This is a genomic window from Shewanella sp. 492 (assembly GCF_059338445.1).
In genome coordinates this window covers 1,885,030-1,906,525 of record NZ_CM181702.1, presented here as the reverse complement: position 1 = coordinate 1,906,525, position 21,496 = coordinate 1,885,030, and the positions used below count along the sequence as shown (strand labels likewise).

The following is a 21,496-nucleotide window of genomic DNA, read 5'->3' as shown; positions in this document are numbered from 1 at the left end:
GATGCAACAGGCTAAGGCTGGACTCAAACCTTATCAACGCTGGTGGCAACACTGGTTGTCGCGCCGCTTACCTACGCAGTCCCCAATAACCTTAGCGCATAAGAGTATTTTCATTTTGCCGAGCGCATTTGGATTATGTTGGCTTGGGGTGGTGGTACTGTTATTTCTGTTTGGTACCAACTACCAAAACAATTTAGTGATAGGCCTAAGCCTCTTACTACTGAGTATCTTTAATACTTGTATTATCTACAGTTACCGCAATCTCGCAGGCCTTACCCTTAACGCTGCACAGGGCCCCGCGGTCTATGCGGGGGAAGATGTGCTCTATCCAGTTGAGTTAACGGCTAAGCAAGCCCAACACCAAATCCAATTGCGTTATGGCAATAATGCGCCGCTTAGCGCGGCGCGTGTCGATGATAAAAAACAGCGCTTATTATTGCCCTTTACCAATCAAGGTCGTGGCTGGATCCACCCAGGTCGATTAACCGTTGAGACTCGCTACCCGTTGGGATTATGCCGCGCTTGGTCGGTTATCGATTTGGCCAACCGCCAACTGGTGTTTGCGGCGCCTAAAGCGGTAATAACACCACTTCGCCAACATGCAACTCACGCCCATGAGCAAGCTCATCTAAAGGGAAGTTTGGCGGCGGGGGTGGAAGAATTTAATACCTTAAAGCCGTATGTCAGCGGCGAGTCGCTCAACCAAATCGCATGGAAACAGTTGGCGCAAGGCCGAGGTATGCTCACCAAATCATTTGGTGAGCCCGTGAGCGCGCCCACCTGGTTAATACTCAACGCCCAGCATCCTGACATTGAGCAGCACCTCAGTGAACTGACATGGACGGTAGACACCTTATCGCAAACTCAGCAGGTATTTGGTTTACAGCTCCCGATGCACACTATTGCTCCCAATAGCGGCGCAGCACATCGGCTGCAATGCCTCACCGCGCTAGCCGTCTACCCGGAGGTTCCCAACGCTGTCAGCTCAGGTTCACCGCACGTCATGTTCCACGCCAAGCAGCCGAGCTATACACAAGCAAATGCTACTACACCAGAGAAGCCGACAAGCTCGAAGGAGCAGCATAATGGCTGATCATCAGGAGATCATCACGCGCCACACGCTCGCCTGGTTACTACTGGTTAATATTGCCGTGCTGGCGCCACTGCACGATAAAATGACCCGTTGGACTCTCGCCATCTGCGCCATCTGTTTCGTCTGGCGTGTGGGCATTTTTAGCGCCAAAGTCGCTCGTCCACCGCGCTATCTGGTCACCCTGCTCGCGCTTGCATCGGCCGCTACGTTAGTGTTAGTCACCAGCCAAATAGGCATGCTCAATGGTTTGATTAACTTACTGATTTTAGGTTACGCACTTAAGTATATCGAGATGCGAGACCGCCGCGATGTGCGCGCGGTCGTCATGGTCGGCTTTTTCTTAATCGCCATCACCTTTATCGACAAACAAAGTCTGTGGTTTACCCTACAACTGACCCTAGTCGCCACCCTTAATTTAGCGGTGTTACTCAGTTTATACCGTGAAAATGAGGCGATGATGCATACCGCCAAGCGGGCGAGTCAGCTGCTGTTACAAAGCGTGCCACTGGCGATCCTGTTATTTATCGTGCTACCGCGATTACCCCCACTGTGGTTGGTGCCTAACGCCAATAATGCCACTACAGGACTGTCAGATACGGTTTCCTTCGGTGATATCAACCAATTAACCCGTTCACCAGCACTGGCGTTTCGGGTCAGCTTCGACAACGAACCGCCACAGCACCAACAACGCTATTGGCGCGCCTTAGTGATGGAGCATTATGACGGTAAAAGCTGGACCCCTTCTGCGGCAATAAAGCAGCTTGAAGCCAACCCCAGTCAAGCTAAAGCGGCGCAAAGGCAACGCCCTGTAGGTCAAGCATTGCAATATCAAGTGATCGCCGAGCCCAGTCATCAGCACTGGTTATTTGGCCTAGACCTTGCCTACAGCCCAAGCGATGGGGTGATTAACCTACCCGACGGTCGGCTATACGCCATAAGCTCGGTGGAGCAGCAATATCAATATCGCGTCGCCTCCTACACTGAGGCGAGTTTAGACAGCCAGTTAAGCGAGGCGCAAATCCAAGGTAATTTACAGTTACCCGCACGCAGTAATCCCAAAACGCTAGCGTTAGCCGAGCGGTTTAAGCAAAGCTATCCCGATCCTCAGCAGCGTATGGCTGCCATGATGCGCTATTTCAATGAGTCACCCTATTACTATACTTTGCAGCCGCCACCCGTTGGACCACAGCAGATAGATGATTTTCTGTTTGAAAACCAAGCGGGCTTTTGCGTGCATTATGCTAGCGCCCTCGCCTTTATGGCGCGTCAAACTGGCATTCCAGCCCGCTTAGTGACCGGATACCAAGGCGGAGAGTGGAACCAAAGCGCACAATATCTCAGCGTGTATCAATATATGGCCCATGCTTGGATCGAAGCATGGCTTCCTGGCCACGGCTGGACCCGATTTGATCCCACCGCTATGATTGCGCCAGAGCGCGTCGAACAGGGATTTGATGCCTTTTTTAATCCCGCAGATAGCTATCTACAAGAGCGTCCTTTTAGTAGTTTGCGGCTCAGACAATACCCCTTACTTAACCAGCTCAGGTTATCCATTGCCAGTATCGACTACTACTGGAGCAAATGGGTATTAGGCTTTGATAACCAGCGTCAGCAGCAACTGCTTAAACGCCTGCTGGGCGATGTTGACAGTACTAAACTGGCCATATTGATTATCTGTACCATGGCCCTTATTGGCGTCGCTATTGCCTACAGTGTTGGATTATTGCAGTTTCAACGCCAGCCAGACCGACTTAAAGCAGGCTTCGATGCCATCACCGCCTTGCTGGCAAAAAAAGGCCTGCCCCGTGAAACCGACGAACCGCCGCTGCGTTATGCTCAGCGCGTTGCAATGCACTTGCCGACACTCGCCGTCCCCTTGCAGCGGTATATCGACTGTTACATGGCGTTAAAATACCAGCCTCACAGCCCTAGTGAGCGCCAAGCGTTACAACAGCAGATAACGAGGTATCGCAGGCAGTTACGCTTGGCGATATTAAGCCTTGATAGCCGCCAAGCTACGCGCTGATGTTTTTTCAGGCAAATGTTTGTTTCACTCGATAAAATTGACCTTGATGATTGGCTATCAAGCATTAACACCATAGAATAACCCCTATAAGTTTGTCACTCTTGGCGCACACCTTCGCGCGCAGCATCATAAAGATAAAGGCCCACTATGCTTTACTTGGTTCAGTCAAATCGAATGGAATCGTTAGCCCAATTATTGGCTGATGAGCTGAAATCGCCTCAAGCCATGGACTCGCTGTTATCGTGCGAGCAAATTTTGGTGCAAAGCCCGGGCATGTCCACTTGGCTGCGTCTGGCGATTGCGCAGCACAACCACATTGCTGCGGCGCTCGAATTCCCCCTGCCTTCCAGCTTTATCTGGCAATTGTGTCACACCCTACTGCCTAACGTGCCCAAAGAAAATGCCTACACCAAAGCGGCGATGACCTGGAAATTAATGGAGCTGTTGCCGCAGTTGCTGGCACAACCTGTGTTTGCGCCCCTAAGACACTATCTAGATGATGATGCCATCACAGATGATCTCAACGCGACTCACTCGCTTAAGCTGTATCAGTTATGCGGTCAAATCGCCGATATTTTTGACCAATACTTGGTCTATCGCCCCGATTGGATTTTAGCTTGGGAGGCCAATGAGCCGTTGCTGCCACCCAAAAATGAGCGCCTTAGCCCAGCACAAGAGTGGCAACCTGTACTCTGGCGCGCGCTTATCCAATACAACAATCAAGAGTTAGGCCAAAGCACCTACCACAGGGCCAACCTGCATCAGGCACTGTTTGATACCTTAGATGATCCTAACTGCGACTTAAGTGGCTTACCTCGACGACTGTTTGTGTTTGGTATCTCATCCATGGCACCGCAAACCCTAGAGGTGCTCTATTTCTTAGCCAAACGCATCGATGTGGTGATGCTCAACCTCAGCCCTTGTCAGCATTATTGGGGCGACATTGTCGACCCTCGTCTGCGCGCCCGTATGGCGCTGCAATATGCAGATAAGCAGCAACTGTGTATGGACTGGGAAGATAAACTGGAAGTGGGTAACCCTTTGCTTGCCAATAATGGCAAGATGGGCCGTGAACTGCTGGATTTGATCCTCGAACTGCCTGAAGAAGATACCAATTTTAACTTCGAATGCTATCAAGATCCCGGCAATAACACCCTATTACACGGCGTGCAGCAAGATATTTTGGAGCTTACCACCCGCGGTAAGAGCCTTGGCCCCGATGGCGAGCTCTATTTAAGCCTCGAAGGGCGGCGACGGTTACCCGCCAATGATGACTCTATCACCCTTCGAAGCTGCCACAGTGCGCTGCGCGAAATTGAAACCCTGCATGATCATTTATTGGCGCTACTGGCACAGCAAGAGGGCAGCGAAACGCCCATCAGCCCGAAAGACATAGTGGTGATGATGCCTGATGTTGCGGCCTACGCGCCCTATATCGACGCCGTGTTTGCGGCTAAAAGTGGCGCGCACTATATCCCTTACGCCATTGCCGATCGCGGTGCCGCCCAAGAGTCGCCCTTGATCAGCAGCTTTTTACACCTGTTAACCCTAAATCAGAGCCGCTTCGCCCTCACCGATATTTTAGCCATTGTGGAAGTGCCAGCGGTACTGCGCCGCTTCGATATTAGTGATGATGAACTGGGTATTATTCGTCGTTGGTTAGAACAAGCTGGCGTGCGTTGGGGCCGTGATGCCAAGGCGCGTCAGGCACAACAACTGCCCGCCTTTGAGCAAAATTCTTGGGCCTTTGGTATTAAGCGATTGATTTTAGGTTACAGCTTTAGCGATCACGCCCCTATCTACCAAGACAACTTGGCGTTAGAGGGCATTGAAGGTCAATCGGCTCAGGCCTTAGGCAAGTTACTCAATTTTATCGAAGCGCTCGATGAATTTACTCTGGCGCTCAATCAGCCTTGCTCGCTCAATGAGCGTATCGCCCAGCTGCAGCAGTTAGTCGATGAGTTTTATGATTGTGATGAGGAGGAGCTTAATCAAGAGCAAGCCATTCGCAGCGCCATTAGCCGCCTAAGTGAAGAGCTAAACCAGAGCCAATACAGCAGCGAACTGGATATTAGCGTACTGCAAAATTGGTTTGTTAGCCAACTGTCAGAATCCCGCGTTGGTCAACGTTATTTAGCCGGTAGTGTCAATTTTTGTACCTTAATGCCGATGCGCTCTATTCCCTTTAAGGTGGTGTGTTTACTGGGGATGAACGATGGTGTCTACCCTAGGGTACAACATCCGGTAGGCTTTGATTTAGTTGCACAGTTTGGTGCGCGCAAAGGCGATCGTTCACGCCGACTCGACGACAGATACCTGTTTTTAGAAGCCATGTTATCGGCAAGGCAACAACTGTATATTAGCTACATAGGTCATAGTGAGCGCGATAACAGTGAGCGCATCCCCTCGATGCTGGTCTCAGAGCTGATAGAATATTGCCAGCTGTGTTACCTGCCTGCATCGCTCGAAGCTACGGTTAATGCGCCAGACTCTGACTCTGGCACTGTCGATATTGATGCCATTGAAAAAACCATTGCCGCGCAGTTGATAAAACAGCAGCCGCTACAGCCCTTTGATGAGCGTCTGTATCAAGCCGGCCAAGGCTTACAGCACAGTTATAGCCAGCAATGGTGCCCCGTTGCCAGTCACAGCAGCGACACGCAAGGCCAACAGAGCCGCTTTATTGAGCAAGCGCTCAAGGTTAGCAGTGATGATGACAGCCGTGAAATCGAGCTCTCGGCGTTGATCCGCTTTTATCGTAATCCCGCGCAGTATTTCTTTAACCGCTCGCTGAAACTGGATTTAGGCTTAGCTATTCAAGCCGATGACAATGATGAGCCTTTTAGCCTCAATCCATTATCTCGCTACAAGTTGCAAGCCCACTTGATTGATGATGCCATTAAGCGGCAGCAAGAGCTGCCCGACGAGCAACTGCTCCATAAACTCAAACTGGCGGGCCAACTGCCCCTAGCGCCGTTTGACGATCTGCTGCTTAATCAATATCTACACGATATTAAACCCATTATCGGCAGAGCTAACTACCTCAAAGGCGAACAATCCCACGCGCTAGAGATCGCTATCGCCCTCAACGATAGCCGCCAAAGCCACCTAGTGGGGCGGATAGACTCGCTATCGGCCAAAGGGCTCGTCAATTATCGTCCAGGCACGGCCAACGCCCGCGATCTTATTCGGGTTTATTTGCGCCACCTTTGTCTTAACGCCATGGGCACCCAAGCCATTGGCGACAGTTATCTGCTCGATATTGGCCATTTTTATGGGTTTGCCCCAATTACGTGCGAGCAAGCCATCAATCAGCTCAGTGTGTGGGTCGACTACTTTCACCGTGGCCAACATCAGCCGTTGATGTTTATTCCGCGCACGGCCATGAGCTATGTCGAAGCCGAAGGCGACCACACAGGCAAACTTGCCGAGGCGCAGAAACAGTGGCTTGATGATCAAGGTGCCATGGGTGAAGGGCTCGAACCCCATTACCAGCGCCTATTTCGTTTTCCAGAAGATTTCACTGAGGCCCAATTTGGCGAGCCTGCCACAACACTATTATCGCCCTTAATTAGCCTGCTTTATAAGGCGCCATTAAGTGAGCTGGCCACCTTTGTGGAGGGACGCTAACATGAGCACCACCATACTCAACACCCTTACCCTCCCTTTTGACGGCACCCGTCTTATTGAAGCCAGCGCCGGCACAGGTAAAACCTATACTATCGCGGGCCTATATGTGCGCCTATTGCTGGGTCATGGTTGCCCGCAGCCACTGCGCTGCGAGCAAATATTAGTGGTGACCTTTACCAATGCCGCCACAGGTGAACTGAGGGATCGCATTCGTAAAAAAATCCAGCTGGCTTATCGCTGTTTTATTGGCCTGCCCGTGAGCGATCCCCTGATTGAGCAGCTCTACGCACAGACCCCAGCAGAGCAGCTACCGCTGGCGCGTAAACGACTCGATTTGGCGCTTAAATCCCTCGATGAGGCGGCCATTTTTACTATTCATGGTTTCTGTCAGCGCATATTAGCCGACATGGCGTTTGAATCGGGTTTGCTGTTTGAGTCTGAATTTACCCTCGATGATAGTGAGTTTTTACACCATGCGGTGCGCGATTTCTGGCGAGAAACCTGCTATCCACTGCCCGGCTATCTTGCCCAAATTGTGCAAGGTAAGTTTAGCGATCCCGATGGATTGGCCCAGCAACTCAGGCCGCTGCTCGGCGCCAGTCAAGCCAAAGCGACTCCCACGCCGCAACCCTTTAAACTGATAGCCCAGGCGCTGAGCCAAAGCCTGAGTCGCTTAAGACTCATCTGGCCGCGTGAGCGCGATGCACTCGAGCAACTCTTGCTGCAGCTGCCGCTCAATGGAGTGCGGTTTGGTAAAAAAGATCAAGGTTTTCCCAAACTCGCTGCCATGTTAGCGGCGATGGACAATTGGGCTCATCATGGCCAATCACTGCCCGATAGCAAAGTGCTCGATGCGCTCGCGTTAAGCCAGCTTAAACTCAATAAAGGCGGCGAGATCCCAACGGCTGAGCAAGCGCCACTGTTGGCCCATATCGACAATCTGAATCAATTGATAACTCAGTTTGTGCCCAGCTTTCTGTTTGCGGCGCGCCAAGGGATCTCGAGCCGTTTTGCAAAGCAAAAACAAGAGCGTAATCTGCTGACACCCGACGATCTGCTGCTCACCCTTGCGGGTGCACTGAGCGCGCAGAGTAAAGATAACAACGACGCAGCGCAGAGTCTGGCTCACAGCATCGCCCAGCGTTTTCCTATTGCGCTTATCGATGAGTTTCAAGATACCGATCCACTGCAGTATCAAATTTTTAGCCACATCTATCAGCAGGGCGAAAACCTAGCGCATCCGGCGCAAAGCTTATTGATGATTGGCGATCCCAAGCAGGCCATTTACGCCTTTAGGGGCGCCGATATTCACACCTATATTGACGCTCGCCAGCAGGCTCAAGCCCACTACAGCTTAGACACTAACTTCCGCTCGAGTCGCAATATGATAGCCGGCGTTAATCAGTTATTTGGCCAACATCACGATCCCTTTATTAGCGAAGCGATTCCGTTTGAGATCGTGGCGCCCTCTCCCTTTGCCGATAACAAACGTTTAATCGAGGCCAATAGCGATAACAGTGCACTGCGGCTCAAACTGCTCGGTGAAGATCCCGACAAAGGGCTCAATAAAGCCACCGCGAGAAGTTTGCTCGCCGAAGATGCCTGTAATGAGATAGCCAGACTATTAACCGAGGCGCAGCAAGGTTTATGCCTGCTGGACGATAAACCCCTTAGGGCCAAAGACATTGCGGTGCTGGTTCGAGACCGTAACGAAGCCGCCTACATTAAAGCCGCCCTCAGCGAGCGCCAGATAGGCGCAGTGTTTCTCAGCCGTGACAGTGTATTTGCCACCCTCGAAGCTAAAGAGCTGGCACTGGTGTTGGTCGCGATTGCTAATCCAAAGGATGAGCGCGCGCTAAGAAGCGCGCTGGCCACCCAGCTGCTGGGCTACAATGCCGAAGCTATTCATCAATTTAACCTCGATGAAGACAGCCGACAGCAACTGCTGGAACAATTTAATGGCTTGCAGCAGATCTGGCAAAAACGCGGCATTATGCCCTGTTTATTGGCCATGGCCAGCGATACCGCGCTTATTCAGCGGCTGTTAAGTACCGCTGACGGCCAGCGCCGCTTAACCGACTTTAGGCATTTAGGCGAACTGTTACAGCAAAAAGCCAGCGAGCTTGACGGGATCAGCGCCCTGCTCAATTGGTATCAGCAGGCGCTGCTCGACAGCCACAGCACAGAAGAAGCGCAGCTCAGGCTCGAAAGCGAGCAAAACCTTGTGCAGATAGTCACTATCCATAAGAGTAAGGGGCTAGAATACCCAGTTTGCTTTGTGCCCTTTGTCAGCCTTGCCCGCGACAACCGCCGTAAGCCGGCCCCCATGTTGTACCACCAAGATAACCAACTGCTGTGGGACATAGAGCAGAGTGATGAGGGCTGGGCGCGGCATAAACGGGAAACGCTGGCCGAAGATTTACGCTTACTCTACGTGGCGTTGACTCGCCCCGTACTCGCCTGTTATCTGTATGTGGCAAACCACTCGCGCTACACCAAAAAAGCGGGCATTAGCAGCCAACTACACGAAACCGCCATTGGCTATCTGCTTGGCATCGAAGAGGCCAAATGTGAATTTAGCGATATACAAGCGCGTGCCCAAGCCTTGGCAAGTGATGCGCTAAGTGTCACCAGCATCGAGGAAATAGCCAGCGCCACAGTGCTGGCGCCAACGAGTGTCGATAACCTAAGCCTAGCGCCTAAGGCACTGCGACGCCTTCAAACCACCCCATGGCGGGTCGGCAGTTATTCGGGGCTGGTAAAAAACCAAGCCCATGAACGTGTCATGCCCGGCGGTGACGATGAGGCCTTTCCTGAGCTCAAGGTGATTGAAGATGATCTCGATAACCAGATGTCACGTTTCACCTTCGAGCGCGGCGCCAATGCAGGTAGCTTTATGCACTTGGTATTAGAGCTGATTGATTTTACCCGCGCCGATGTCACGCTACAGGAGCAACTGCCCATAGCGATGGAAAAATTTGGCATCGATAGTGTCTGGCAACCTGTGCTGCACCAGTGGTATATGGACCTGCTCGGTGCGCCGCTCAATGACAGTGGCCTGTGCTTGGCGCAACTTCCAGCAAGCAAAACCTTAGTCGAAATGGAATTTTACCTACCGATATCGCACTTACAGGCCAGCGCATTGAATCAACTACTTAGCGAGTTTGGTTATAGCGCCGAACTCAGCTTCGATGCACTACAGGGCATGCTAAAAGGCTTTATCGATTTAACCTTCGAATATCAGGGCCAATTTTACATTGCCGATTATAAGTCCAATCATTTGGGTAACGATGTGAGTCATTATCATCAAGGCCAGATGCAACAGGCCATTAGTAGCCACCGTTATGACTTGCAATACATCCTCTACACCTTGGCGCTGCACCGCTACCTTAAGCTGCGCTTAGCCAACTATTGTTACGATCAGCATATCGGCGGATGTTACTACCTATTTTTACGCGGTATGTCACAGCAAGCACCTGGTGCTGGGGTGTTTTATGATAAACCCAGCCAAGCCCTGATAGAGCGACTCGACCATCTATTCCAAGCCCCCCATCAGCCTTTGGGCAGTGGGACATCTACGGAGCTCGCACTATGATAACCTTAGAGCAACCCTTAACGGCGCTGTTAAAACAGTGGGAACAAGGACGACTATTAACTCCACTCGATCGCCATTTTGCACTGCAGATGAGTGAGCTGCATCCGAGCAGCAATGAGCTGTTTATCTTGATCTGCGCCCTGCTCAGCCGCCAACTGTCACTGCAGCATAGCTGCCTGCCCATTGAGCAGATCGATGTCGACAACCCCATGAGTGAGCAGCAAGCTCAGTGCCGTATCACCTTAAGTCCACATGAGATCATCGCTGAGCTGAGTCGCTGCGATGCGGTCGGCTTAGCGCCGGAGCAACTCGATAAACCGCTGATCCTTGATGGTTCCAACCTCTACTTGCAACGTTATTACCAGTTTGAATCTCGCGTGGGCCAGCAACTCAATGCCTTAGCGCAGCCCATTAGGGTGAGTGATATCGGCGCAAGCACCAATATGCTCGCCAGCTTATTTGCCCCTACCGAGAGGCAATATGACTGGCAAAAAATCGCCACGGCCACAGCGCTCACTCAAAAGCTGGCGGTGATCACGGGCGGCCCTGGGACGGGTAAAACCACCACAGTGACTAAGCTACTGTTGTTATTGTGTCAGCAAGAGACCATGACTATCCGCCTCGTTGCGCCCACGGGTAAGGCCGCAGCGCGATTAAGTGAGTCGATTAAAGCCTCTAAAGCGCGCCTAGCCACTGAACTGGCCCCCTTCAGTGACATTATCGATCTTAACGCATTGCAACAGGTGCCAGAGGAAGCCTCGACGCTACACCGTTTACTGGGGGTTATTCCCAACTCACACCGTTTCCGCCACGATAGCGACAACCCAATGCGACTGGATCTCTTGGTGGTCGATGAAGCCTCAATGGTGGATCTGCCTATGATGTATAAACTCCTTAATGCCTTGCCTAGTCATGCTCGGCTTATTTTACTTGGCGATCAGGATCAGCTGGCGTCGGTAGAAGCTGGCGCTGTGCTGGCCGATATTTGCGCTGGGTTAAAAGAGAGAAATGGTCAATGGTCAATGCGCTACTCGCAAGATAAGGCTGCATTACTCAGCCAGCTCACGGGGACAGATCTTAATGGTTTTGTCAGCGAATCACCCCAGCTCGGTGACAGTTTGGCGATGCTGATGCACAGCCACCGCTTTAAGGGGGATGCCGGTATTGGTCAACTGGCCAGCGCCGTTAACATCAGTGATTTAGCGGCCATAATGCAGGTCTGGCAGCGCGGTTATCAGGAACTGCTGTGGATTGAGCATCAGATTCATCAGCAAGCCAATTTGGGCTTAAACGCCTTGCTCGAGCGCAGCGTGACGCAATATCGTCACTACCTTGAGGCGATCACTCAAGCACAAGATGCCATGAGTATTATCGACAGCTTCAATCGTTACCGCGTGCTGTGCGCCATGCGCGCCGGCGAATATGGCGTCGATGGCATTAATGCCAGTATCACCCAAGCCCTCGCCAAGGAAAAATTGGTCAACCCGATCACTGAATTTTATGCAGGGCGGCCGGTGATCATCCAAAGTAACGATTATAACCTTGGTCTGTTTAATGGTGATATCGGCATTATTTTGCCCGATGCCCATAACCAACATCGCTTAATGGCCCATTTTGTTCAAGCCGATGGCACCTTACTCAAAGTGTTACCGGCGCGCCTGCCAAGCCACGACACCTGTTATGCGATGACAGTGCATAAAAGCCAAGGCAGCGAATTTAGCCACGTGGCGTTAGTCATGCCACCTCGCCCAAGTGTCGCCCAGCGGCAACTGCTCACCAAAGAGTTGGTTTATACGGCGATCACTCGCGCTAAACACCATTTTACCTGTTTAGGTAGCCAGCGCGTGTTTGAACAAGCATGCAGCCAAGCCACACTCCGCGCATCAGGACTGGCGAAACGCTTATGGCAGTGACAGCATAAAATAGGCTGCAAGCCTATAAAATCGTCAAACGATAACGGCCCTTGATAGCAAAACTTGCATAAAATTATTAGCGCGTCATAGTGCATCATAACATCTACATTCAGTTGTACACGGAGACCCGATGAGTCCAACCAATCTTTTATTGTTATGCGGTGGTGGCGGTGATGAACACGCTATCTCACTGTTGTCAGCTAACTATTTTGAAACTTCGCTGGCAAAATTAGACCAGGTGAATGTGCTGCGTGTCGAACTGGACGGCCATGGTCAGTACACCACCAAAGACGGCCACCGCTGTGAGCTCACTAATCGTAAAGAGATCCGTTTCGAAGATGACAGCATAGCGCCTTGGCCTGTGGATTACGTCATTCCTTGTATACATGGCTATCCGGGTGAAACGGGTGATATTCAATCCTATTTTGAACTCATAAAACTGCCCTATTTTGGCTGTAACTCAGAAGGTTCGAGTAACTGTTTTAACAAGGTCACCGCAAAAATGTGGTTTAGCGCACTGGGGATCCCCAATACCCCCTACCTGTTTTTAAATCAACTCGATGCCGATGCCATTAAACAAACGCAGCAAGCCTTGGCGGACTGGGGCTCAATTTTCATTAAAGCCGCCTCACAAGGCTCATCTGTTGGCTGCTACCGGGTGGATGATGCAGCGCTTATCCAAACTACGCTGACCGATGCCTTTAAATATTCCCCCTATGTGGTCGTTGAAAAAACCATCAAGGCACGGGAATTAGAGGTGGCTGTCTATCAATATAAAGGGCAGACAGTGGCGACCCTGCCTGGTGAAGTGATCTGTGCTGGCGACACTTTTTATACTTTCGATGAAAAATATGCAGCTAACAGTAAGGCGACTACGCAAGTGGTTGCCGATGTTTCGCCAGCTATCGCCCAGCAAATACAGCAGTATGCCATCAAAGTATTTGATGGCATGAAACTGCGTCATTTGTCACGTATCGACTTTTTCTTAACCGAGCAAGGTGAGATCTTACTCAATGAGATCAATACCTTTCCGGGCTTAACTCCAATCTCTATGTTTCCGAAGATGCTAGCCAACCATGGCGACGATTTTAGTGCGTTTTTACACGAAACCATTATGGCGGGGTTATCGGCGGCAAAATAAGCCGTTTAATGAGCTTGTCCTAAGGTGTAGGTTGTAAGGTGTTCTATGTCATTAGCACCAATTGAGAACAAAAAAGGGAGCCTAGGCTCCCTTTTTTGTTGGCGTTAGCTATGCTGGCTAAGCCGCATTCGCTAAAGCGATATTACTCTTTATTGAGCAAGCCTGAGTGGTTGATCTCAATTTTACGCGGTTTGAGCATCTCAGGGATCTCACGCTTGAGATCAATATTGAGTAAGCCGTTTTCTAAATCGGCACCAATCACGGTGACATAATCGGCTAACTGGAACGTACGCTCAAAACCACGCTCAGCAATACCTTGATATAAGTACTTGCGTTGTTCGTTGGTTTGTTCCGCCTTTGTGCCTTTCACAATCAATTTATCACCTTCGCTGGTGATCTCTAATTCTGGCATCGAAAAGCCGGCTACAGCCATAGTAATACGGTAACGGTTTTCGCTGAGTAACTCGATATTATAAGGTGGATAACCTGAGTTACCTTTGTTCGCTGCAGCATGCTCTGCAAGCTGAGCTAAACGGTCATAACCAATGGCACTGCGATAAAGGGGAGATAGATCATAATTACGCATTTTTATATCCTTGTATTAAGCAATATAGTGAAAATTTGGCCGACCGCCCATATAGTGGGCTTGAGTCGCACCGTTTGACTGCCACTTCGATCACGTTAATTCACTGAGGGTGACAGCCCTGTTAATGATCGATTGCACAGCCCCAAAGGCACTGTATTTCAATCGACCCGAAAGCCTCATTGAGCGCTTCCTACAGACTATATAGGGATAGGCCAAATTGTTTTCAAGTGATCAATGCAAAAAATTTTATCGCGTCTAACTTGTCTATTAACCGCCAATAAAAAAGCAGCCTTGCGGCTGCTTTTACGCTGTAAAGTGTAACGGTAATAACCCTAACGCCTTTGGCATAGCAAGGTGTTAGTTAAAGCATATCATTACTCTGCTGCACAACTTGCAACGACTTTACCCGCTTTAGTGAACGTGAGCTCGCCATTTACCGGCGCATAATCGGCTATCGATAGGCTTGGGTTTTTAACGAAGTAATCACGGAATACCGCGGCATCGGTCAATTGGGTGTCAATATAATTTGGGTGTTGGTTAACGATAGGATAATCATCACCACCCGCTGCACTAAAATGGATCAGTGCAAAGGTGTAATTTTGCTCTAGGTCAAAGGCGCGGCCACCTAATTGAGCAATATCGACAGTCCCTGCATCACAATTAACGTCCATTGCGACTTTGTTGAATTGTGGGTAACCACCACCGGTTTTAACAGCAACAGCGGCCAGGTAATCTTGCACTTCAGCGCCGGTCATGGTGACGTATGACACAAAGTTACCAAATGGCTGCACGGTCAGTACATCACGATAAGAAATATCACCTTGTGCAATCGATGCGCGAATACCGCCAGAGTTCATTACGCCAAAATCGGCCGTCACATTAAAGTTATTGGTCACAAATTCAGAGTATGCGGTTGTCAGTAATTGACCTAGGTTAGTTTGCTGACCACGTACTACATTTCGCTCACCTTCAAATACCCCATCGGTGTACGAGATCACCACATCAAGCAACTCTTGACCGCGCTCTTGGTAAGGCTTGAGCATGGCATACACATCTTGGTCTTGCTCAATCTCTTCGGTCACGTAGACCAATTCACCAGCGTCATCTTTGGTCTTTAAGTTAATTGGGATCAACTGATAACTTGCCAGCGTTAGCTCACCGTCTAGGTATTCAAAATCGGCGCGGCCCACATATTTGCCCCACTCATGGGCTTGCATGATATAGGTGCCATTTTGCACATCAGGTTTACACTCATCACCAGGTTTGAAGTCGGCATATTCGCTGCCTTCCATACACACTGGATTTTGCGAATGACCACCAATAATGGCTTGTAATTGGCCAGCCGCCACTGAGCGGGCTAACAACACATCACCTGCGGCCTCAGTACCATGATTACCGTTGGCGTAATGGCCCATGTGGGTTAGTGCAAATACCATATCCACAGTTTCATTTTGTTCAATTTCAGCTAATACTTTTTTAAGCTCGACCTGTGGATCGGTAAAGCTTAGTGGCTCAACATTTTCCGGGTTAACAATTTTAGGAGTATCAACGGTTGTGAAACCGACAATGGCAACTTTAACACCATCAAGCTCAAACACACGGTAGGGTTCAAAATAGCGCTCACCGCTATTTTTATGGTAAATGTTAGCCGCTAACATGGGGAATCTCGCCAGCGTTTGCTGCATATCGAGCACATCTAATGAGTTATCAAACTCATGGTTACCCACAGCCATTGCATCGTATTCCAATAAGTTCATGCCGACAAAATCGGGAATAGCCTGTTGCATATCAGACTCTGGAACACCGGTATTGATATCACCACCAGACAAAACGATGGCTTGGCCACCACGGCTTTCAACTTCGTCTTTAATCTGTTCGATGACCGTCATACGAGCGGCCATACCATATTCGCCTTTGCTGTTTTGCCAAAAACGACCGTGGTTATCGTTGGTGTGGATCACAGTAAATGTTTTACAAGCATCACCTGCAAGTTCACATGCTGTTTTAACTTGATCATCATCGCTATTACAACCAGCAAGTGCAGCGAGCACTGCTGTCGCAACTAATCCTTTAATAAGCTTATTCATTATTACATCAACCCCTAATTTTAGTTTTTAATAACCATTATTCTTGTGCCGGCGAATCGGAGTTATCGCCAGCCAATATAATAACAAACATTACACCTAAATTGTGGCATTTTTATGAACAAGCTTGAGCTAACTCATTATTTTAAAACAATTTTATCAATGCCATTGTTCGTTGACAAAAACAAGGGCATTTAAAACTAAAAAACAAACACAAACATTAGCGCTTCACTTTGAAATAAAATCGCTACATTTAAATCACTTACACAAGCCAAGCTGGCATTACCCAGCATCCTCTTTGCAAAACAACAAAGCAGTAACAACCCTCTAGTGATTGCTACGAAAATGAAACTTTTATGCTTTTTATTGGTTAACTCAAGGTCATTATTGCTGGTTAAAGCGTCAATAGGAGCGATGCCTGTGTGTGGATGCTTAACAGCACGCCACAAAAGTGATTTGCGGCGCGCTTAACTTAGGAGACTAGATAAGCGCGATATAGCGTTAACGGTTTAAGTGGAAGGTACAGCTTAACGCCGTACGGATCTGGAGCCGTTCACGTCGCAACATGGCTTAACATAAGTAGTTAATTGATGCTTAGCTCAAACACTCAGTTAACCAGCGGCCAATATCTTGTAGCTGATTAGGCAGCACGCTATGCCCCATAGGATAGGTTTGCCACTGGGTTGGATAACCTGCGGCGCGAATGAGCTCAAATGCCGCCAGCCCTAAAGATAACGGTACCACCTCATCTTGCTCACCGTGCTGCTGTAAAATAGGCGTCGTTAAATTGGCTTCACTTAGCTGCGTTGGTAATGCATTGCCTGTTGGCAGATAACAAGAAAGCGCCATGATCCCAGCTAATTTTTTAGGGTAACGTAATCCGGTAAATAGGCTCATCACCCCACCTTGACTGAAGCCTGCTAAGACAATGTTCTCTGCTGGGATCCCAGCTGCTACCTGTTGATCGATTAAAGCGGCGATTGCTCTTTCTGAATGCAACACGCCAGGCATATCGGCGCGATTATCCATGTCCATCCCTTTGATATCATACCAAGCGGGCATGACATACCCTTGGTTAATGGTCACAGCCATAGTGGGAGCATTAGGGAAAATAAACCGCACAGCTAGCGCATCTGGCATGCCCAACATGGGGACTACTGGGGCAAAACCTGCCCCTGAATCTCCCAATCCATGTAACCAGATCACGCAAGCTTTAGCGGCTGACTTGGGTTCTATGGTGATCTGCTCTAATGGCTGATTCGACATTTTTATATCCTTTAACAAGAAATGGTTGATTGTTTACGGTAGTGATGATGCAAATATTGGCGATTCACTATCAGGCAATTGAGCACACTTAAGGGGAATGGCCAACAAAGGCTAAGCCAATCCGCTGGTGCGCAATCATAACAGGAAGGCTGAATACGCCCAACTATTCGAAAAATTCGATATTTTAAGGCCGTTTTCTGGCCTTTTTATTTCGTTGGTGGGCTTATACACTCAATAGACCAGCAAATAATGAGGCAAACTAATGGGATTACTACAAGGTGGTAAGTGGGTCGACCAATGGTACGACACAGAAAAAAACGAGGGGCAATTTGTAAGAGAAGATGCCGCCTTTCGTCATTGGATAACAAAGCCAACCCCTGACAACCCTCACCCCACATTTGCACCTCAATCGGGCCGTTACCATCTCTATGTTTCGCTGGCCTGCCCGTGGGCACACCGCACCTTAATTTTTAGGTCATTAAAGTCACTGCAATCACATATCGATGTGACCGTAGTGGAGCCGCATATGTTGGCTAATGGCTGGGAGTTTAGTGGGCCAAACCAGAGTAGTGATGCCATACATATTGACGGGGCTGAGCCAGATAGCCTTAATGGCCATGATTACCTATATCAGCTGTACCAACAAGCAAAAGCGGATCATAGTGGCCGAGTTACCGTGCCAGTGTTATGGGATAAGCACCACAACACCATTGTCAGTAACGAGTCGTCGGAGATCATCCGCATGTTTAACGATACGTTTGACGATATTACGGGCAATACCACCGACTTTTACCCCAGTAAACTTCGAGCAGAAATCGATACGCTAAATGACTGGATATACCAAACCATTAATAATGGCGTCTATAAAGTGGGGTTTGCGACCACTCAACATGCCTATGCGCAGGCATTTGATACCCTGTTTAGTGCGCTCGATACTTTAGAGCAACGCCTGACGACCCAACGATATCTCACCGGTGATACCATCACCGAAGCCGATTGGCGCCTGTTTACCACGCTTATCCGTTTCGATGCTGTGTACGTGGGCCACTTTAAGACCAACCGCAACAGGCTGGCCGATATGCCTGCCATTCACGCTTATATGAAAGCACTGTATCAATACCCCGGGATTGCAGAAACGGTTAATTTTGAACACATTAAGCAGCACTACTATTTCAGCCATGGGCAAATTAATCCCACTCGAATTGTGCCTGTAGGGCCAAGGCTGGATCTACTCAGTCCCCATGGTCGTGATTAAGGTCGTTTCAATGCGCCATCAGAATATGCTTAGTGAGAGCCACCATGGTTAAATATTGATGTAGTAGCTTAAATTGCCAGCGAGCTTAGCCGTCAATGCCAAGCTCGTTTGCCACGTCATCGAACTGTTCGATAGAGTCGAGTTTAATGCTCCAACGTACTGCGCCCGCATCGGCCACTATGGTGAGCGCGCTGCGGATCAGCTTAATGTCTTCTGCCATGGCATATAAAGATACCCCCGTTGCCGAGAGCAATATTTGCACCTCCTGCATCGACACCACAATCTTACCTTGAGCGAAATTAATCACCATTATTAGACCCGTCTTCTAGCGTTGAGTAGGAACATAAAAAAACCCAAACGCTTGTCTGGGTTTTTAGCGATATGGCACTTAATTTTCACCTTAGCCTCAGTGATGAATCACTGAGGCTAAGGCATTAAAGATTTAGTGGTGATGGCCGCCAACCCCATGGGCGTGACCATGAGCAATCTCTTCGGCACTGGCTTCGCGCGCATCGACAATCGTTAAATCAAAGGTTAACTCGCGACCGGCTAAAGGATGATTAACATCCACGGTCGCCATAAACTTACCCACTTTAACCACAGTCACTTGGCGCTGACCTTGGTCAGTGTTGATAATGGCGCGCATGCCGGGTTTCCACACTTTAGCGCCCTGAAGGTGCTTAACTGAAACCCGCTGCTCTGCATCGTCATTACGAATACCGTAAGTCAACTCTGGTGGCAATGTCACTGAGAAACTGTCACCCACTTCGCGACCGGTAATGGCATTTTCGACACCGGGCATCATATTGTCATGACCATGAAGATAAGCGATGGGATCTAACCCTTCGTTGGTCTCAAGCACTTCGCCCGCTTCGTCACGTAGCGTGTAGTTAAACTGCACCACCATATCATCTTTAATGCTCATCAAGGATCCTTTGTCTCTGTTCAAAAATAAAATTCGCCAGAGCTTAACAAAACTTGTTTCATTGCTCTAGCGCTATCACTGCCTTGGCACGATTTAATTAGGCTAATGCAATAATGCCCACAGCCATGGACGCATCATGTAGCGCTCGATGATTATTCCAAACCCAGCAGCTTGAAGGTTTCATCACTTGGAAAACCATCGGCGATTAATCCCACGCTGCGCTGATAGGCCTGTAAACCGGCTCGCGAATTACTGCCAAGTACGCCATCTGGGGTACCGACATCAAACCCATTGTCATTGAGCTTAGTCTGTAACGCTTTGAGTTTGTCACGACTGATATTAGCTTGTTGCGGCGGCGCTACACGTAATGGCGGCGCGCCATTAATACGGTCTGCTAGGTGCCCTACCGCGATGGCATAAAACTCAGAGCGGTTCCAACGCATAATCACATTAAAATTGTCATAGCCTAAAAATGCAGGGCCAGTATGACCTGCCGGTAAATATAAGGCCGCTTGCATATCGGGTGTCGACAGCGGCTGGCCATTAGCTTTCGTTAGCCCAAGTGTTGCCCACTGGGTCAGTGGTAAGGTGGCTTTGCCGCCCAAATAACGATAATCATAGGCGTTAGGAACCAAGACTTCACGGCCCCAACGCTCATTACGTGCCCAGCCCAATTGCTGTAAAAAGTTGGCCGCAGAGCTAAGCGCATCGGCAGTACTGTTCCATAAGTCGGCTTTACCATCACCATCACCATCGACCGCATATTGTGCATAAGCCGACGGCATAAACTGAGTGTGCCCCATGGCGCCCGCCCAAGAGCCAACCATGTCACTGGTATCAAACTGATAGGCTTCCTTGAGCTTCAATGCCTGAAGTAATTCGCCACTAAAATAACGGCTGCGACGTTGATCGCAGGCTAACGTGGTAAGCGAATCAATCACTGGCATCTTACCTTTATAAGAGCCAAAATTAGTTTCTAGCCCCCAAAAAGCCATCAAATACTGAGGAGGAATGCCGTAGGTCTGTTGTAATTGACTCAGTAATGGACCGTGTTGCTTTAATAAACGGCGCCCTTCTTGTACACGCCAATCGGTCACGCGCTTAGTAAAATAATTTTCAAATGTTTGACTAAACTCAGGCTGCTTTTTATCCAGCTCAATAACGCGTGTCACATACTTAACCTGACCCAAGGTTTCATCAATGGTTTTGGTCGAAATGCCAGCGGCTATGGCTTGCTGCTTAAGATTATCGACGCAAACATTGAAATCTTGTTCCGCATTAATGGGGTCAACCGCCAAGGCTGAAAAAGCACTGAGACTCGAGGCAAACATGAATGAGGCAAGGGTGAACATTTTAGTCAAAATAGGGACTCCACAATACTAGGGCTGAATATACACGCTACCCAATAACTGACAGCCTAAAAAAGATGATAGCGTACTGACATCATAGCGATAGAAACTATTAATACTAAGTATTTTATGATTAATTATTGTTGGAATTGCCGCTTTTAAGAGTGAGCGTTTAAATAGTGCACTTTTTCATAAAACAATCACTTGGTCGAGCACTCACTTGGCGTATAATAGGGCCGTTTTTAATCGACTTCTAAGAGAGCAACATGACTGATAGCAATCCCGTATTAGCAAGTTTTATCGACAACGTAAAAGAACACCAAGCCGTTTGGGGTCTTCAAGACGAAACTGGCGAAGGCTGGGTGGTATGTGACTCTTCAGAATATGAAGAAACGGATGTAATGCCGCTGTGGTCAAGTGAAGCGCAGGCAAAAGTGCATTGCACCGACGAATGGCAAGATTATCAACCCACTGCCATTAACCTAGAAGAGTTTTTAGAATACTGGGTTAAAGACCTGCATGATGATGGTGTATTAGTGGGCATTGACTGGATAGCTGAGCAAGAGTGCTTAGAGTTAGATCCTATCGGCCTAGCTAAAAACTTAGTCGATATCGAGCAAGAATAATTCCTTG

14 protein-coding genes are annotated in these 21,496 nt (G+C 49.1%); 8 read left to right on the top strand and 6 right to left on the bottom strand.

Translation table 11 applies throughout. The features are described 5' to 3' along the window. The first annotated feature begins 1 nt into the window (after position 1). From AC5YBX_RS08575 to AC5YBX_RS08550, 6 genes are all read left to right on the top strand, one after another. Complete coding sequence (locus tag AC5YBX_RS08575; RefSeq protein ID WP_494524748.1) at positions 2 to 1,093, top strand: DUF58 domain-containing protein; 1,092 nt, start codon at positions 2 to 4, stop codon at positions 1,091 to 1,093. Then, complete coding sequence (locus AC5YBX_RS08570; RefSeq protein WP_494524747.1) at positions 1,086 to 3,119, top strand: transglutaminase TgpA family protein; 2,034 nt, start codon at positions 1,086 to 1,088, stop codon at positions 3,117 to 3,119. The genes AC5YBX_RS08575 and AC5YBX_RS08570 overlap by 8 nt, the downstream gene beginning before the upstream one ends. A gap of 147 nt (positions 3,120 to 3,266) precedes the next feature. Beyond that, complete coding sequence (gene recC, locus AC5YBX_RS08565) at positions 3,267 to 6,749, top strand: exodeoxyribonuclease V subunit gamma (protein WP_494519195.1); 3,483 nt, start codon at positions 3,267 to 3,269, stop codon at positions 6,747 to 6,749. Between the two features lies 1 nt (position 6,750). After that, on the top strand, positions 6,751 to 10,344 hold the full coding sequence (recB, locus tag AC5YBX_RS08560; protein WP_494524746.1) for an exodeoxyribonuclease V subunit beta: 3,594 nt from the start codon (positions 6,751 to 6,753) through the stop codon (positions 10,342 to 10,344). Continuing rightward, a complete protein-coding gene (recD, locus tag AC5YBX_RS08555) occupies positions 10,341 to 12,257 on the top strand; it encodes an exodeoxyribonuclease V subunit alpha (protein ID WP_494524745.1) in 1,917 nt (638 codons plus the stop codon). The genes recB and recD overlap by 4 nt, the downstream gene beginning before the upstream one ends. Positions 12,258 to 12,387: 130 nt before the next feature. Further along, positions 12,388 to 13,398, top strand: a complete 1,011-nt coding sequence (locus AC5YBX_RS08550; protein ID WP_475516756.1) for a D-alanine--D-alanine ligase — start codon at positions 12,388 to 12,390, stop codon at positions 13,396 to 13,398. A gap of 142 nt (positions 13,399 to 13,540) precedes the next feature. Here AC5YBX_RS08550 and AC5YBX_RS08545 read toward each other — a convergent pair whose 3' ends face one another. The 3 genes from AC5YBX_RS08545 to AC5YBX_RS08535 all read right to left on the bottom strand — a co-directional run bounded on the left by AC5YBX_RS08545 (position 13,541) and on the right by AC5YBX_RS08535 (position 17,334). Beyond that, on the bottom strand, positions 13,541 to 13,984 hold the full coding sequence (locus AC5YBX_RS08545) for an Hsp20 family protein (protein ID WP_475516755.1): 444 nt from the start codon (positions 13,982 to 13,984) through the stop codon (positions 13,541 to 13,543). A 374-nt stretch (positions 13,985 to 14,358) separates the two neighbouring features. After that, positions 14,359 to 16,074, bottom strand: coding sequence for a bifunctional UDP-sugar hydrolase/5'-nucleotidase UshA (gene ushA, locus AC5YBX_RS08540; protein ID WP_494524809.1), 1,716 nt, complete (start codon positions 16,072 to 16,074; stop codon positions 14,359 to 14,361). A gap of 588 nt (positions 16,075 to 16,662) precedes the next feature. After that, positions 16,663 to 17,334, bottom strand: coding sequence for an alpha/beta hydrolase (locus AC5YBX_RS08535; RefSeq protein WP_494519200.1), 672 nt, complete (start codon positions 17,332 to 17,334; stop codon positions 16,663 to 16,665). A 262-nt stretch (positions 17,335 to 17,596) separates the two neighbouring features. Between AC5YBX_RS08535 and AC5YBX_RS08530 the strand changes: the two genes are divergently transcribed. After that, entirely contained in the window at positions 17,597 to 18,589 is a 993-nt protein-coding gene (locus AC5YBX_RS08530) for a glutathione S-transferase family protein (RefSeq protein ID WP_494524744.1), read from the top strand. 85 nt (positions 18,590 to 18,674) lie between these two features. Here the strand turns inward: AC5YBX_RS08530 and AC5YBX_RS08525 are convergent, their stop codons facing one another. The 3 genes from AC5YBX_RS08525 to AC5YBX_RS08515 all read right to left on the bottom strand — a co-directional run bounded on the left by AC5YBX_RS08525 (position 18,675) and on the right by AC5YBX_RS08515 (position 20,845). Next, on the bottom strand, positions 18,675 to 18,899 hold the full coding sequence (locus tag AC5YBX_RS08525) for a DUF3389 family protein (RefSeq protein ID WP_494519202.1): 225 nt from the start codon (positions 18,897 to 18,899) through the stop codon (positions 18,675 to 18,677). A gap of 132 nt (positions 18,900 to 19,031) precedes the next feature. Continuing rightward, complete coding sequence (locus AC5YBX_RS08520) at positions 19,032 to 19,514, bottom strand: FKBP-type peptidyl-prolyl cis-trans isomerase (RefSeq protein ID WP_494519203.1); 483 nt, start codon at positions 19,512 to 19,514, stop codon at positions 19,032 to 19,034. Between the two features lie 152 nt (positions 19,515 to 19,666). Beyond that, on the bottom strand, positions 19,667 to 20,845 hold the full coding sequence (locus tag AC5YBX_RS08515) for a lytic murein transglycosylase (protein WP_494524808.1): 1,179 nt from the start codon (positions 20,843 to 20,845) through the stop codon (positions 19,667 to 19,669). A 284-nt stretch (positions 20,846 to 21,129) separates the two neighbouring features. On the opposite strand from AC5YBX_RS08515, the gene AC5YBX_RS08510 reads away from it, so the two are divergent. Beyond that, complete coding sequence (locus AC5YBX_RS08510; protein WP_494519204.1) at positions 21,130 to 21,489, top strand: DUF2750 domain-containing protein; 360 nt, start codon at positions 21,130 to 21,132, stop codon at positions 21,487 to 21,489. The last annotated feature ends 7 nt before the right edge of the window (positions 21,490 to 21,496 follow it).